Source organism: Ottowia sp. oral taxon 894, assembly GCF_001262075.1.
GTDB classification, from domain to species: Bacteria; Pseudomonadota; Gammaproteobacteria; order Burkholderiales; family Burkholderiaceae_C; genus Ottowia; species Ottowia massiliensis.
Map to the genome: position 1 here is coordinate 1,822,790 of NZ_CP012073.1, position 15,272 is coordinate 1,838,061.

A 15,272-nucleotide genomic window follows, 5' to 3' on the forward strand; every position below is an offset into this window, starting at 1 on the left:
CTGGCGCTTCATCCGCCGCCCCGCCTGCTGTTCCGCCTGCTGCGCGGCCTGATATGGGCCAGCGCCTGCTCACGCTCACCGGGCTGCGCTTTGCCGCCAGCCTGGGCATCCTGGCGCATGAAATTAACACGCCCCAGCCCATTCAGGTGGATGCCGAACTCAACCTCGGCCCCCAGCCCTTGCGCCCGCAAGACGACGACATCACCCACGTGCTCGACTACCGCAAGGTGCGCCAAATCATCATTGACGAATGCACCGCCGAGCATGTGAACCTGCTGGAGACGCTGATTGGCAAGCTCAGCCAGCGCCTGCTGATGCTGCCCGGCGTGCTGGGCGTGCGCGTGAAAATCGCCAAACTCGAAATTTTTGACGACTGCGAAGTGGCGCTGCGCATGCAAACGGGGCAGTGGTAAGCCGCCTTTATGCGCCGCCCGTTACGGCAAAAAGGCTTTTTCGCTATATTCGCCCGCCCCGTTTCAATCCGTTTTCATACACAAGGACAAAATGAATTCCCACGACAAACAGGCTTTTGAAGCCAACAAGCTCGAAAAACGCCTTTGCCGCCAGGTAGGCCAGGCCATCGGCGATTTCAACATGATTGAAAAAGGCGACCGCGTCATGGTTTGCATGTCAGGCGGCAAAGACAGCTACGGCCTGCTCGATATTCTGATGAAACTGCGCCAGCGCGCGCCCGTGCCATTTGAGCTGGTGGCCGTCAATCTGGACCAGAAGCAGCCCGGTTTTCCCGAAGAAGTATTGCCCGCCTATCTCACGCAGGCGGGCGTGCCTTTCCATATTGAAGCGCAAGACACCTACAGCATTGTCAAAGCCAAAATTCCCGAGGGCAAAACCACTTGCAGCCTGTGCTCGCGCCTGCGCCGGGGCATTCTCTACAGCGTGGCGCGCCGCCTGGGCTGCAACAAAATCGCGCTGGGCCACCACCGCGACGACATGCTGCAAACCTTTTTCCTGAACATGTTTTTCGGCGGCAAACTCAAGGGCATGCCGCCCAAACTCACCAGTGATAATGGCGAATTCATTGTGATCCGCCCATTGGCCTATGTGGCTGAAAATGATTTGATCCGCTGGGCCGAGCACCGGCAGTTTCCCATTATTCCCTGCAATTTATGCGGCAGCCAGGAAAACATGCAGCGCAAAATGGTCGGCCAAATGCTGCGCGAATGGGACAAAAAATACCCGGGCCGCCTGGAAACCATGTTCACTGCGCTGCAAAACGCCGTTCCATCGCATTTGATGGATGCCAGCCTGTTTGACTTCAAAAACCTGAAAACCACCGGCGTGGCCGACGAAAATGGCGACATCGTCTTTGACGAAGAAACTTTCCCTGAAACCGTGGGCAAGCCCTTTGCAGGCGTGCCGCTGGTGATGGGGCAGTGATGCTTCTCCACTGACGCCCTCAGGCAGTCCGCAGGCTGAGAGGGCGCAAAAACATGAGCAAATTTGGCGGGGTCTGAATGCCGTCTAGCGCAAATTCCACTAGGACCCTATGCTATGGATAAAGGAGCAAAATGCCTGCTCTTTCAGCGCTATAAAACCGGCCCCGCGCGCCACTCATTCATCGCCTGCTTGCCTGGCGAATGAACTGAAATGGCGGGGAGCGAAACGACACGGGAGCATGGCGTTCTCACAGTCGAAGAAGATTATTTGGTCGATTTGAAAGACAAAGTGGCGACATTGCGCTGCAAATGCGCGTGTTCATTTTGCGGCGTGGGGTGATTGATCAGCGCGGCCACCACATTATGGCCTGCGTTGCGCACAGTCAGCACGGCCTGCCCCTTTTCATCTGTTTTCACGCGGTTGGCGAAATCATTGATGTAATCAGCGGTGATTTCTATGCCCGCCTGCGGCTTGCCTTCGACATAAACAGTCACGGGCAGTGATTCGCCCTGCTTCAGCGTGGAAGGGTCAATGCCGGGAATGATTTGTGCAGGCAGGTCAAAAGGCTGCATGCGGCTCTGATATGGCTTCAGAAGGGTAATGTTGTATTTGAGTGAGGTGGATGTATCGGCAGGTTTGCTGATGGCGCTTTTTTCCACTTCCTTCCATTTGCCATTCGGGTCTTTTTCCCAGTAGCCGTTATCGAAAAATGCAGTGAGAACGGCGGCATCGGCAGCAGCCTGCACGGTGCTGTGCTTTTCATGGGCTTTTATTTCCACGCTGGCTGGCTTGAAGTTTGCGGTATAGCCTTTGACAAAGCGCACTTTCTGCGGCGCGTAAGCGTCGTCGGCATAGCCCATGCCATAGACAATGCCCATCTCGCCGTAATGCGGGCTGATCCAGATGCCGTTTGCGAAAGCGGTCAATGGAGCAAGCAACGCTGCGGTCAGTAGTTTTTTCATGGCCTTTTCCTGGGGTTGAAAAAGAGTGACGATAACATCAGGCGGGCCGGCTTCTGCAATTTGCCGTCTATGGATGCGTGATTTCACATAGGCATGCCGACGCCGCAGGGTGCCAGCGTGACGTATTGAAAAGGCGCTGGCGCAATATCTGGCACAGCCAATTCGGAAGTTTTTGAATTTCAGAACAGGCTCAAGGTCTGGCTGCGAGAGAAAAGGGAGCCGGTCGCAATGAGCGCAAGACGCAAACCGCAGAGGGGTGTAGTGACCAGCGAGGATTTGCGCGCCACAAGAGCTTCCGAAACCGCGCTTTTCGCGCCACTTCGCGCTGGGGCTGGCTGGCGTGGCTTGCTCCTGCCGGGAATGAGCGCGGCCCGCAGTGGCAAACGGTGCAGAAAAGCAGGGCGCCACGGGCAGAGAGCGGGATGGAGCGGACAGGCGCATGGAATCGTTCCGGGAAAAGAGAAGTGGAGAAGTGGGAAAACGCTGCGCCCGGATATGACGCCCAGAAACGACAAAGGGCGCTCTGGAGAGCGCCCCTGGCAAAAAAAGCTTGGCTAACTGGAACCGGCACGCCGGAGCCACTGGCTAGCTAAACGACATCAAGGCTGGCTGCCCCGATGTCTCCCACGATGATCTGGATGACTGGGCTGATGCGCGCGGCATCAATCGCGTCGATGGGCGGGAGTGTACACCAAACAAGAATCGTTTTTAATTAAAAACCGGCTCGCCTATGTGGTTTTGGAAATTTTGTGCGCCTTGCGCAACAGGCCATTGGCCCGCCTTTCACGTCTGCGGCAGGCGTGAGAGGGTGCGATTATGAATGGGAATTGCTGCTAATCCTTGCTTTCTGGCCTCGCTCATGCGTTTTTGTGCGTTCAAGACCCTGATGCTGTTGATACAAATCATTGCCATTGCGCAACAGTTTCAATAAACTTTAAGTAATTTGCTTTGTTTGATGAGGAGTACGACCGAGATGAACCGCCCTTCCCGTATCGCCCTGGCCGCAGCCGCCCTGCTGGCCGCGCATGTTCACGCGCAAAGCGCACCGAACGCGCAGGAAAACCGCCCGCCTGATCCGTCGGATGACGCCAGCCTGGCTACTGTCACCGTCACGGCCAAGGGCTACGCGGCCGATGCCGCCGAAACGCCCATTGCCACCACAGTGCTCACGCGCGAAGACTTGTCGCGCAAGCAGGCGCGCAATGTGGGCGAGGCCGTGCGCGGCGAGCCGGGGCTGGCCGTTTCGCTGGATGGCGCGCAGGGCATGAATCCGGTGATTCGCGGCCTCAAGCGCGACAGCGTGGTGCTGCTGGTCGATGGCATGCGGCTCAACTCCGCGCAGCCGGCGGGGGCCGTGGCCTCGTTCATGTCGTTGGGGCTGGCCGATCGCGTGGAAGTGGTGAAAGGCCCGGCTTCGGTGCTGTATGGCACGGGCGCTTTGGGCGGCGCGGTCAATGTGCGGCTGCCGCAGGCGCGCTTTGAGCCGGGCGTGAAGTTCCATGCCAGCGCGGGCTATGACTCGGCCAGCCGGGGCTTGCGCGGCGCGGGCGTGGGTAATTTCAGCCAGGGCGATCACGCGCTGATGCTGGGCGCTTCGCTGACGCGCAACAAGGATTACAAGGAGCCGCGCGGCCGCGTTGCGCACACGGGCTATGACTCGGGCGCGTTCATCGGCCAGTACCGCTACCGGCTGGATGGCGCGCAGCAGCTGCGCGTGTCGGTGCAGCAGCACCGCGATGACGACGTGTGGTACCCCGGTGCGACGCGCCCGCACCCGCTGCCCGCCGTGGGCGCCATCACCACCCACTCGCCGCGCCAGACGCGCCGCCTGTATGAAGTGGGCTACAGCCGCAAGGGCGCGGGCAGCCATCCGCTGAATGTGGACGCGCGCATTTACCGGCAGGAAATGCACCGCACCATCTACGTGCGCTCTTCGCGCCTGGGGCGCGACATCATCACCAACGACGTGACGTTCGCCACCAACGGGCTGGATGCGCGCGCCGACTGGCTGGCGCACCCGCAGCATCTGCTTTCCTTCGGCCTGAACGCCTGGCGCATGGCCGCCAGCCCCGACAGCCGCCAGGGCCGCCCGCCGCAGTTCACGCAGTTCGTTCCCAACCTGCCTTTCACGCATGGCCGCGTGCAGGCCACGGGCCTGTATCTGCAAGACGACATGCGCTTTGGCAAGCTGAATGTGCTGGCGGGCCTGCGCTATGACCGCGTCAAGGGCAGCGCCACCAGCATGAAAAACCGCAGCGTCACCCGGGGGCTGGACCGCAGCGACGGCGCCACCTCCGCCAGCCTGGGCGTGATGTACGAGGCCGCGCCCCTGCTGCGCCCCTACGCCAGCCTCTCGCGCGCCTTCCGCGCGGCAGATTTGCGCGAGCGCTACCAGTCCGGCGCGCGCAGCAACGGCTTTTATTACGCGGGCAGCCCGCAAATCAAGCCCGAAACGGCCACGCAGTTCGAGCTGGGCCTCAAGGGCGAGAGCGACAAGCTCAGCTACCAGGTCGCCGCCTTCCGCACCCGCATTTCCGACTACATCACGGGCATGCAGCTTTCCGGCCCGGCCGCCGTGGCCGCCTGCGGCGCGCAGCAGGCGCGCTACTGCATGCAGACGGTGAACCTGGGCCACGCCACCCTCACCGGCTTTGAGGCGGGCCTGCGCTGGCAGATGCTGCCCGGCCACTGGCTGCAAGCGGCCTACACGCGCATTCGCGGCACGAATGGCGACTATGACGAGCCGCTGTTCCAGATGCCCGCCGACGAGCTTTCGCTGGCCTGGGAAGGGCGCTTGACCCCCGCCTGGTCGGCCGATGCGGGCGTGCGCCTGGTGCGCCGCCAAAGCCGCGTGGCCACGCGTTTTGCGCGCGGCACGGAAGACGCCACGGCCGGCTACGGCGTGGTGGACATCGGCGCCACCTGGCGCTTTGCCCCGCAGCAGTCGCTGCGCTTTGCCATCAGGAACGTGGGTGACAAGCGCTACCACGAGCACCTGGCCGAGGGCCTGCCAGGCATGGAGGTGAAAGCGCCGGGCCGCAGCTTTGGCGTATCGTGGGAAGGCAAGTTCTGAAAACCTGTCCGCAGGCGGCCCAAACCGCTCCAAAGCCATCGCTTATTTCGCTATGGATCAAATAGCATGAGGTCCTGCGGAAATGTGCGAGAAGGGCATTTTTGAGGCCCTGAATTTGCTCTCAAAGAAGGAGTAAGCGCGTCAAGTCCGGGCCGCGCCCGGCTGGCGCTTTCTCCCTCCACGGCCAGGCTCTGGACTGGTTCTGAAGTTCTGATTTTTTTAACGAGGCACGCACCATGACCCCCCCCAAACTCAGCCGCCGCCGCCTGCTGGCCGCTGGCGCGGCGCTGGCCCTGCCCGCTTTTGCGCAACAACCTGCCGCGACACCCGCTGCAACACCGGCCCGGCGCATTCCCAAACTCACGCTGGCCGGGCCGTTCGCCACCGTGTCCTACCCGCTCATCCGCATGGCCGAAAGCGGGGCGCTGGCCGATGTGGCCGAGCAAGTGGAGTTCGTCTCCTGGAAAAGCCCCGACCAGCTGCGCGCCATGGCCGTGAACAAATCGGCCGATTTTTTGGCCATGCCCAGCAACGTGCCCGCCAATCTCTACAACAAGGGCGTGCCTCTGAAGCTTTTGAGCATCACCATCTGGGGCATCCTGTGGGTGCTCACGCGCGACGCCAACATCAAGCGCATTGAAGACCTCAAGGGCCAGGAACTCACGATGCACTTCAAGGGCGACATGCCCGACTGCACCTTCCGCCTGCTGGCGCAAAAGGCGGGCATGGACCCCGACAAGGACGTGAAGCTGCGCTACGTGGCCACGCCGATGGAAGCCATGCAGCTGCTGCTCATGCGCCGCACCGACAACGCCCTGCTGGCCGAGCCGGCCGTTTCGATGGGCCTGCGCAAAAGCGGCTCCTTTCCGGTCAGCATCATTGCGCCGGAGCTGCATCGCGGCATCGACATTCAGGCCGAATGGGGCCGCCTGCTGGGGCGCGCGCCGCGCATTCCGCAGGCGGGCATCGCCATGCTGGGCGGGCAGCTGGGCAACGCCGCGCTCATTGAGCGCTTTCAGCAGGCGCACGCCGAAGCCATCCAGTGGTGCAAGGCCCATCCTGAAGAGTGCGGAAAGATGGTGGTCAAGCACATCGACACGCTCACGCCCGAAGCCGTGGCCGACGCCATGCGCGTGGACAAGGCCGAACTCGTGTCCGCCAGCCAGGCCCGCCCCGAGCTGGAGTTTTTCTACCAGCAGCTCGCGCAAATGCAGCCCGGCCTGATTGGCGGCAAGCTGCCGGATGACGGCTTTTATTACCAGCCTCCGGCAGCGGCTGCTTTGGCTTCATGACGCTGCTGCGCTCCTGGCTGGCCGCCTTGCCTGGCTACCTGTGGGGCGGCTGGGGGGCCATTGCCAGCCTGTTGCTGCTCGTGGCCCTGTGGGAATTTCTCGCGGGCCTGTATGGCCCGCTGGTGCTGCCCACCCCGCTGGAAACGGCGGACACCCTGCGCCAGTTCGCCGCCAGCGGCGGGCCGCTGTGGCCCACCCTGGCCATCTCCGCCCGCCGCGCGCTGGCCGGGCTGGCGCTGGCCGTGGGCCTGGGCAGCGTGGCGGGCGTGGCCGCCGGCGTTTCCATGACGGCTTCCATGATGGCCCGCCCCTGGGTCACGGTGCTGCTGGGCACGCCGCCCATCGCCTGGCTGGTGCTGGCCATGCTCTGGTTCGGCACGGGCGACGGCACGCCCGTTTTCACCGTCTTCATCGCCAGCTTTCCTGTTGTTTTCGCGGGCGGCATGCAGGGCGCGCGCACGCTGGAGCAGCGCTGGCGCGATCTCTCGCAAGTTTTCGCCTTGCCCTGGCACATGCGCGTGACCGACATCTATCTGCCCCACGTCATCTCCTACCTCTTTCCGGCCTGGATCGTGGCGCTGGGCAGCTCCTGGCGCGTGGTCGTCATGGCCGAGCTGCTGGCTTCATCCGACGGCGTGGGCGCGGCCCTGGCCTCCAGCCGCGCCCAGCTCGACATGCCCGCCACCCTGGCCTGGATCGGCGCCGTCGTGCTGTTGCTGCTGGCGCTGGAATATTTGCTGCTGGAGCCTGTCAAGCGCGAAATCGAGCGCTGGCGCGAAGCGGGCGCGCGCCGGGAAGGGCTGGCATGACGGCCCCCGTGTCTACACCCGCACCCGCGCCTGAAGCCGCCCTCGCCGTCAGGCAACTGAACCACGCCTGGGCCACCCGCAGCGTGCTGGAAGACATCGGCTTTACCCTGCCCGCAGGCCGCGCCATCGCGCTGGTCGGCCCTTCCGGCTGCGGCAAAACCACCCTGCTGCACCTGTGCGCGGGGCTGCTGACCGTGCAGGAAGGGCAGATTGACAACCGCTTTGCCCGCAGCGCCATGCTCTTTCAGCAGCCGCACCTGCTGCCGTGGCAAACCGTGCTCGGCAACATCGCCCTGGGCCTGAAAGCGCGGCGCACGCCCAAAGCCGCGCGCCTGGCCGCCGCCCGCCGCATGGGCCACGCGCTGGGGCTGGACGACATCGCCCTGGCGCAGTTTCCCGGCGAACTCTCCGGCGGCATGCAAAGCCGCGCCGCCCTGGCCCGCGCCCTCGTGCTGGAGCCGGATTTGCTCTTGATGGACGAGCCGTTTGCCGCGCTGGACATCGGCCTCAAAGGCCAGATGCACCGCCTGCTGCTGGCCGAAATGGCCCGCCGCCAGCTGGCCGTGCTCATGATCACGCACGACGTGATGGAAGCCGTCACCCTGGCCGACACCGTCATCGTCATGGCCGGGCAGCCCGGCCGCATGGTCTGGCGGCTGGACCTGCCCCTGCCGCCCGCCCAGCGCGGCGACGACTGGATCTACCGCCAAACCAGCCTGCTGCTCGCCCAGCCCGCCGTGCGCGCCGCCTTCAACATGCCCGCCGCCCTGGCCAGCCCGCCCTCCGCTTCATCTGCCGTGCCCGCCACGCCTGCCGATGGCTGCGCCCCGCTGGCCAGCGGCAGCGCCGTTGCCGCCGCAACGCCTGCCGCCAGCGCGCGCTGCTGAAGGCCAGCGGAAAAAGGGCCGCCGCGCCGCCTCGCCAGCCGGGGCGGGCAAGCCTGCGCCGTCAAGCTGAATCAAAAACAGGAGCGAATTCGGAGGGGTCAAAATGCCGCTTCGCGCAATTTCCTCTAGGACATCATGCTATGGATAGAGGAGCTAAAAAGTGCCATCCATCCACTGCGAATGGCCCCGCCAGGAATGCCGCCCACGCCCCGGACAGCCGATTGATGCACAGAAAGCCTGGCCCAGGCGTCTGCGCTTTTTTGGCCCCTTGCGGCCAGGCTTTGAACAGGCCTCAGGCCAGCAGGGCCTGGGCGAATTCGCGGGCGTTGAAGGTCTGCAGGTCTTCGAGTTTTTCGCCCACGCCGATGAAATAGACGGGCACGGGCTTTTCGCGGGCGATGGCGGCCAGCACGCCGCCTTTGGCGGTGCCGTCGAGCTTGGTGACGATCAGGCCCGTGAGCTGAATGGCCTCGTCAAAGGCCTTGACCTGCGCCAGCGCGTTCTGGCCGGTGTTGCCGTCAATGACCAGCAGCACTTCGTGCGGGGCGGTGGCATCGGCCTTGGTGACGACGCGGCGGATTTTTTGCAGCTCCTGCATCAGGTGCGCCTGGGTGTGCAGGCGGCCGGCGGTATCGACCAGCACGGCGTCCACCTGGCGGGCGCGGCCGGCGGCCACGGCGTCGAAGCTGACGGCGGAAGGGTCAGCGCCTTGCTGGCTGATGATTTCCACGCGGTTGCGGTCGGCCCACACGCCCAGCTGCTCGCGGGCGGCGGCGCGGAAGGTGTCGGCGGCGGCCAGCAGCACGGAGCAGCCCGCGTCGGCCAGGTGGCGCGTGAGCTTGCCGATGGAAGTGGTTTTGCCCGCGCCGTTCACGCCCGCCACCATGATGACGGTGGGGCAGTACTCGCCCACGACCAGCGGCTTTTGCAGCGGCGCAAGCAAATCGGCCAGCGCGTCGGCCAGCAGGGCGCGCACCTGGGCGGGTTCGGTTGCGCGGGCCTGTTTGACACGCTGGCGCAAGTCATGGAGCAGGTATTGCGTGGCGGCCACGCCCGCGTCGGCCATGAGCAGGGCGGTTTCCAGGTCTTCATACAGCGCTTCGTCAATTTGCGTGCCGGTAAAGACGGTGGTGAGGCTGCTGCCGGTTTTTTTCAGGCCGCTTTTGAGGCGGACGAACCAGCTTGCGCGGTTCGCTGGCGGGGCGGGTTCAGGCGTGGCGGCAGGGGCGGGCGCGGGTTCAGCCTGCGGCGCGGGCGGCGCAGGCGGCTCGGACAGGTCAGGCGCCGCAGACGGCAAGGCGGCGGGCGCGGCGGCGGCAGGGGCCGCCGGAGCGGGGGCGGGGGGCGCAGAGGCGGCGGCTGCGGGCGGCGCTTCAGCAGGCGCGGCAGGCGTGACTGGCGAGACTTGAGGCGCGGCGGTTTCAGCGGGCAGCGCGCTTTCTTGCGCTTGTGATGGCGCGGCGGGGGAGGCGGGCGATGCCGGGGCCGCGCCCGTCAGGCCGCCGCGCAGGCGGGCCAGCCAGCCCGGGGCCGGCCCGGCCGGTTCCGGCTCAGGCGCGGGCGCAGCCGGGGCTGCATCTGCGGGGGCATCTGCGGAAGATGCGCCAGCTTCAGGCCCGGCCTCAGGCCCGGCTTCGGTTTTCTTGCGGCGGAAAAAGCTGAACATGTGACAAAAGCCTTTGTAGTGCGCGGCGATTCTAGGAAGGCCCCGGCAGGACGCTGCGCTTCGCATGGCCCGGCGCCCGCCTGGCGCGCCGACCGCCCGGGGTGGCCGATCCGATTCATCAAAAACAGAAGCAAATTTGAAGGGATCAAAAAGGGCTTCTGCGCTTATTTCACTAGGACATCGTGCTATTGATACAGGAGCTATATAGAGTCTGCCCCATGCATGGCCTGGGCTGTCTGTGCGCGGTTTGCGGCCCTGGCCATGCGTGCAAGGCGCGGTCTTGCCGGCGTCTTTTTGTCTGCCCAACCCTGAAAGGATGCTTCCATGCTCCGCCTGCCTTTCCTTCTTGCGCCGCTGGCCGCTTTGGCGCTGGCCGCCTGCCAGAGCGCTCCTTCGGCTTCTGCCGCGCCTGCGGGCGATCTGCGGCAGCAGCCGGAGGCCATTGCCGGTCCAGTTGCTTCTGTCGCGCCTGCGGCCGATCCGCTGGTGTTTGACGCCGGGCGCTACACCACGCAGCAGGTGAGCGCGGGCGGGCAAAGCGTGACGGTGCGCGCCTGGGAAGGCGTGCCTTACGTGAGCCGCCCTGCGCAAAGCGACTATCAGGTGATGAACATCTACATTCCGGAGGCTTATTTCAACGGCGGCCAGGTGGGGCGCTACGACGCCAAGACCGCGCCCATCTTCCTGCCCAACCAGATTGGCGGCTACATGCCCGCCAAGCCCGGCACGCCAGCAGCGCGCGGCATGGACGGCGAAGCCAGAAGCGATGCGCCCAACGCCATTGCCATGGCGCTGGTAAAGGGCTACGTGGTGGCTTCGCCCGGCGCGCGCGGGCGCACGCAGGCCAGCGGCAAGGCCCCGGCGGCCATCATTGATCTGAAAGCCGCCGTGCGCTGGCTGCGCTACAACGACTCGCGCATGCCCGGCGACACCGACAAAATCATCTCCAACGGCACGAGCGCGGGCGGTGCGCTTTCGGCCCTGCTGGGCGCCAGCGGCAACCATGACGATTACGCCGCCGCCCTGAAGGAGGCGGGCGCAGCCGAGGAGCGCGATCACATCTTCGCCGTCTCCGCCTACTGCCCCATCACCAATCTGGAGCACGCCGATGCGGCCTACGAGTGGCAGTTCAGGGGCATCGACGATTACAAAAAAATCGACATCTCGATGCTCGACTACAAGGTGCAGCGCAAGACCGTGGCAGGCACGCTCAATGCGGAGCAAAAGGCCGTTTCCGCCGCGCTGGCCTCCGCTTTCGCGCCCTATCTCAACAGCCTGGGCCTCAGGAACGCCTACGGCCGCCTGCTGACGCTGGACGCCGAGGGCCAAGGCACCTTCCGCCGCTACCTGGCCGCGCTCGTGACCGCCTCTGCGCAAAAGGCGCTGGATGAAGGGCAGAACCTTTCGTCCTTCGGCTGGCTGCAAATCAAGGACGGGGAAGTGACGGGGCTGGACTTTGATCGCTACCTGCGCCACCTGGGCCGCATGAAAACGCCGCCCGCGTTTGACGCGCTGGACCTGTCCAGCGGCGAAAACCAGCTTTTCGGCGACGCCCGCCATGACAAGCGCCACTTCACCGCCTATTCCGCCGAGCACGCGCCCGAAGGCCAGGCGCTGCGCGCCGACAAGGCCACGGTGCGCCAGATGAACGCCATGAGCTACGCCGGCTGGGCGGGCAGCTGGACGGCGCGCTACTGGCGCATACGCCAGGGCAGCAAGGACAGCGACACGTCGCTGGCCATTCCCGCCATCCTCGCCCTTACCCTGCAAAACCGCAGCTACGTCGTGGACTTCGCCCTGTCCTGGGAGCGCCCCCACGGCGGCGACTACGACCTGGATGAGCTTTTTGCCTGGATGGACGCCATCGACCCGTAACGGCCGCAGCCAACCCCGGCGGGCGGCTATGGCCGGGGTGAGGCGGGCGCTTCGCTCCAGAAATCACGGCGGCACAGGCCGCGCGCGGCGCACCAGGTGCAGGCGCTGCCTTCGCCCAGCGCCGGCAAGGGCGCGCCTGCGGCGATGGCGCGCATGTCGTGCGAAACGCCTTGCACAAGGGCGTCCCGCAAGGCGGTGAGGCTGGGCTGATCGACGGTCTGGACAGGCGCGCGTTCGCTGACGCTGAGGTAGGCGGCCTGCACTTCGTCATCGGGCAGCAAGGCGGCGTAAAAGGGCAGCTGGATGTCTTCAGCGTCTTTCACGCGGCCCTTGGTGCGGTCCAGGCTTTCGGTTTTGTAGTCCAGCAGCAGGCGCCGGGGGGGCTGGCCGGGGGCGCTGTCGATGCGGTCAATACGGTCGATACGGTCAATTCGGCCTTGCAGGGTGACGGGGCCGAGGGCGGCGGCGGCATCTTCTTCGCCGCGCTCGTAGTGATGGCCTTGCTTTTCATGCTCCGTCAGCCAGTCCAGATAGCTCTCGCGCAAGGCGGGCCACTGGGCGGAGAAAGGCAAAAAGTCGCTTTCTGACAGGGCTTTTTCTTGCGTGACGGCCTGGGCGGCTTCATCCAGCCAGGCGGCGCGGGCGGGGCGGTCTGCTTGCGGGTCGGCTTTCAGGCGTTCATGAAAGTGGTGGAGCGTGGCGTGCAGCCAGTTGCCGAAGTCGCGTTTGTCAGGCCCGGCATCGAGTTCGGGCGCTTCCTTCAGATTGAGCTGGCGCAGGGCGAAAAAGCGGTAGGGGCAGGCGCGCAAGTCGCCATAGGCGCTGGCCGAGAGCGTGACAACCGGCAGGGCGCTGCCTTGCGGCGCGGGGCGCGGCGTGGGCGCGGGGTCAATGGCGCGGGTGGAGCAGGGATCGTCTGCCGTTTCATTCAGCCCCAGTTGCAGCGCGAGATGGCGCACCAGCGGGCTGGCGAGCAGGGGCTGGCCGCGCTCGTCGCCTTGCCGCCAGAGCAAGTCCACACAAGGCACGGCCAGGGCGTGCTGCCAGGCGGTTTGCTGGGCGGCCTGCTGCGCAGCTTGCGTGGGCAGGCGCAAGTGGGCGCGCTGCGGCGGCGTCCACAAGCCGGGCGGCTCGGGGGCCAGGGGCAGGTGGTTTTCATCGCAGCCGGGCAGCACCAGCGCGGCAAGCGGCCGGCCCATGACTTGCGCCAGCGGCAGCAAGATGAGGTCGGGCTGGGGCGCGGCAGGCGGAATGAAGCTGGCGGCTTCCAGCGCGTCAGCCGCCCAGGCGGTGAAGGCGGGCAGGCTCAGGCGCTGGCGGGCGGCGGGCAGCTCGTGCAGGGCGTCGGCATCTGTCAGCAAAAGGGTTTCCAGCACGCGCGCGCCAGCGGCGTCTTGCGCCAGCGGCTCCCACTGGCCAGCAGCTTGCAGCAGATCGCGCAGGGCCGTCAGCCAGGCGGGCAGGGCGCGCGGGGCCTGGCAGGCGGCGCGCGCGGCATGGATGGCTTGCAGGGCCTGCTCCAGATGGGGCGGCGCGTCTTCCGGCAGGCTCTGGGGCCACTGGCTCACGGCATGGCGGCGCAGATAGGCTTCCAGCTCGGGCACGGCGCGCGCGGGCCAGGCGCTGGCGGCGGGGGCGAGCTTGAGCCAGGCCAGCACGTCGTCGCTGCTGGCCTGGCGGGCGCAGGCGTGCAGGGCGGCCATGAGGATGGCGGCGGACTGGGTGGTGGAGAGCTTCCAGCCCGTTTCGTCGCGCACGTTCAGGCGGTCGCCCAGCAAGGCGCGCACGCGGCGCATGAGAGCGCGGTCGCTGCTGGCCAGAGCCACGGGGGCGCGCCCGGCGGCCCGGTGCGCCAGCACGCAAGCGGCGGCGCGCCGGGCTTCGCTTTCTGCATCCGGCACGGAGTGCAGGCGGATGCGCTCTGCGGCGGATGAAGCCTCTGGCGCGGGCGGCGCGGGCAGCGGCAGGGAAATGGCTTTTTCAGGGGTGAAAAAGTCAATGAGCGAGCCGGTCAGCTCGTCGGCCTGCGCGCCATGAAAGGCAATGAGCGCATCCGTTTGCTCCAGCGTGCGCGCAGCAAAAAGCACGTCGGTGGCGTAGTCGCTGGCGGCGGCCCAACGCAGGGCCAGGCGCATCAGGGCGTTTTCGTGCGCCAGCCAGCCATCAGACGGCGCAGGCACGGCTTCAGCGGCCCAGCGGCCCCAGTCCGCCCGCTGGTGCGACGGCACGGCAGCGGCCAGCGGAGCCACTTGCAGGGCCGCCTGCACCAGCAAGGGCGTGAAGGCGTCGCGGGCAGCATCACGCGGCAGCGCCATGCGCGCGCTTTCCAGCAGGTCGCGGGCAGTGAGCGCGTCGCGCGCGGCGCTGAAGCTGATGTCATACGGGCCGGGCGTGAAGCAGGCCAGGCGCTGCGCCCAGGTGTGCGTGGTCTCGAAGTGCGGCGCAAAGCCATCGGGATACAGCGCGGCCCACTGGCTTTGCGCCACCGGCAGCAGCTGCGCGAAAGGCAGCAGCACCACGCTGCGGGCCGGATGCGCCTTGCATACGTCCAGGTGCTCTCGCACACGCGCCAGCGCCTCGCGCCAAAGGGGCAAAACGGACGGGACCGAAGATGCGCCACAGGAAGAATCAGGAGAAAAAACCATGCCGTTCATGGCAAAGAGCTGTGCAAGAGGCCGCAGACGGGCGGCGAAAGTTTCTGCAAAAATAGAATGACTTTATCGTTACACAGGAGCCTTTTCTCATGGCAAGCGCACTCATCAAGCACACCAGCGACGCCTCGTTTGAAGCCGACGTTCTCCAGTCCGACAAGCCCGTGCTGCTGGACTTCTGGGCTGAATGGTGCGGCCCGTGCCGGTCCATCGCCCCCGCGCTGGACGAACTGGCCGCCGCCTACGAAGGCAAGTTGCAGATCGTGAAGATGAACATCGACGAAAACACTGCCACGCCCGCGCGTTTTGGCATTCGCGGCATTCCCACGCTCATGGTCTTCAAAAACGGCCAGCTGGCCGCCACCAAAGTTGGCGCCATGACCAAGGCGCAGATGGCGGCGCTGGTGGATCAGCACGTCTGACTCTTGGCGCTTTTGCGCCACCTCCAGAAGGCATGCGGCCCGTTGCGGCGCATGCCTTTTTCTTTTGGGTTTTCCTGCAATAATCCGCCCCTTGCCAGCCAGGCGCCTGGCTGGCGCGCCGCGCGCTTCTTGCGCGCCGCAAGCGGCGAAAGCAGGCCAGCAACGCCTGCCGCCACTGGAGCCAGGGCCGCAACCGGTTCAGGTTTGCACAGCCCTTTCCCCGCGCCATTGCGCCGC

The 15,272-nt window shown here is 65.7% G+C and carries 11 protein-coding genes; 8 read left to right on the forward strand and 3 right to left on the reverse strand.

Going from position 1 to position 15,272, the window contains the following annotated elements:
* The first annotated feature begins 53 nt into the window (after window positions 1-53).
* Window positions 54-413, forward strand: a complete 360-nt coding sequence (locus ADJ79_RS15445) for a dihydroneopterin aldolase (protein WP_172674102.1) — start codon at window positions 54-56, stop codon at window positions 411-413.
* 91 nt (window positions 414-504) lie between these two features.
* On the forward strand, window positions 505-1,398 hold the full coding sequence (ttcA, locus tag ADJ79_RS07925; RefSeq protein ID WP_050715506.1) for a tRNA 2-thiocytidine(32) synthetase TtcA: 894 nt from the start codon (window positions 505-507) through the stop codon (window positions 1,396-1,398).
* A 263-nt stretch (window positions 1,399-1,661) separates the two neighbouring features.
* Here ttcA and ADJ79_RS13200 read toward each other — a convergent pair whose 3' ends face one another.
* Window positions 1,662-2,942, reverse strand: coding sequence for a DUF4198 domain-containing protein (locus ADJ79_RS13200; protein WP_156304094.1), 1,281 nt, complete (start codon window positions 2,940-2,942; stop codon window positions 1,662-1,664).
* A gap of 391 nt (window positions 2,943-3,333) precedes the next feature.
* On the opposite strand from ADJ79_RS13200, the gene ADJ79_RS07935 reads away from it, so the two are divergent.
* From ADJ79_RS07935 to ADJ79_RS07950, 4 genes are all read left to right on the forward strand, one after another.
* The gene (locus ADJ79_RS07935) at window positions 3,334-5,433 is read left to right on the forward strand and encodes a TonB-dependent receptor (protein ID WP_050715508.1); all 2,100 of its coding nucleotides are present in this window, start codon (window positions 3,334-3,336) and stop codon (window positions 5,431-5,433) included.
* Window positions 5,434-5,669: 236 nt separating this feature from the next.
* Window positions 5,670-6,725, forward strand: coding sequence for an ABC transporter substrate-binding protein (locus ADJ79_RS07940; protein ID WP_050715509.1), 1,056 nt, complete (start codon window positions 5,670-5,672; stop codon window positions 6,723-6,725).
* Window positions 6,722-7,534, forward strand: a complete 813-nt coding sequence (locus ADJ79_RS07945) for an ABC transporter permease (protein ID WP_050715510.1) — start codon at window positions 6,722-6,724, stop codon at window positions 7,532-7,534. The genes ADJ79_RS07940 and ADJ79_RS07945 overlap by 4 nt, the downstream gene beginning before the upstream one ends.
* The gene (locus ADJ79_RS07950) at window positions 7,531-8,421 is read left to right on the forward strand and encodes an ABC transporter ATP-binding protein (protein WP_050715511.1); all 891 of its coding nucleotides are present in this window, start codon (window positions 7,531-7,533) and stop codon (window positions 8,419-8,421) included. Before ADJ79_RS07945 ends, ADJ79_RS07950 begins: the two co-directional genes overlap by 4 nt.
* 292 nt (window positions 8,422-8,713) lie before the next feature.
* On the opposite strand, the gene ftsY is transcribed toward ADJ79_RS07950, so the two are convergent.
* The gene (gene ftsY / locus ADJ79_RS07955; protein WP_082203194.1) at window positions 8,714-10,087 is read right to left on the reverse strand and encodes a signal recognition particle-docking protein FtsY; all 1,374 of its coding nucleotides are present in this window, start codon (window positions 10,085-10,087) and stop codon (window positions 8,714-8,716) included.
* Between the two features lie 324 nt (window positions 10,088-10,411).
* Here ftsY and ADJ79_RS07960 point away from each other — a divergent pair, with 324 nt between their 5' ends.
* Window positions 10,412-11,962, forward strand: a complete 1,551-nt coding sequence (locus ADJ79_RS07960; RefSeq protein WP_082203195.1) for a subtype B tannase — start codon at window positions 10,412-10,414, stop codon at window positions 11,960-11,962.
* A 26-nt stretch (window positions 11,963-11,988) separates the two neighbouring features.
* Here the strand turns inward: ADJ79_RS07960 and ADJ79_RS07965 are convergent, their stop codons facing one another.
* A complete protein-coding gene (locus ADJ79_RS07965) occupies window positions 11,989-14,616 on the reverse strand; it encodes a PD-(D/E)XK nuclease family protein (RefSeq protein ID WP_253273801.1) in 2,628 nt (875 codons plus the stop codon).
* Between the two features lie 89 nt (window positions 14,617-14,705).
* On the opposite strand from ADJ79_RS07965, the gene trxA reads away from it, so the two are divergent.
* Window positions 14,706-15,035 (forward strand): thioredoxin TrxA, encoded by a 330-nt coding sequence (trxA, locus tag ADJ79_RS07970; protein ID WP_050715512.1) that lies wholly within the window; start codon window positions 14,706-14,708, stop codon window positions 15,033-15,035.
* Window positions 15,036-15,272 lie beyond the last annotated feature (237 nt).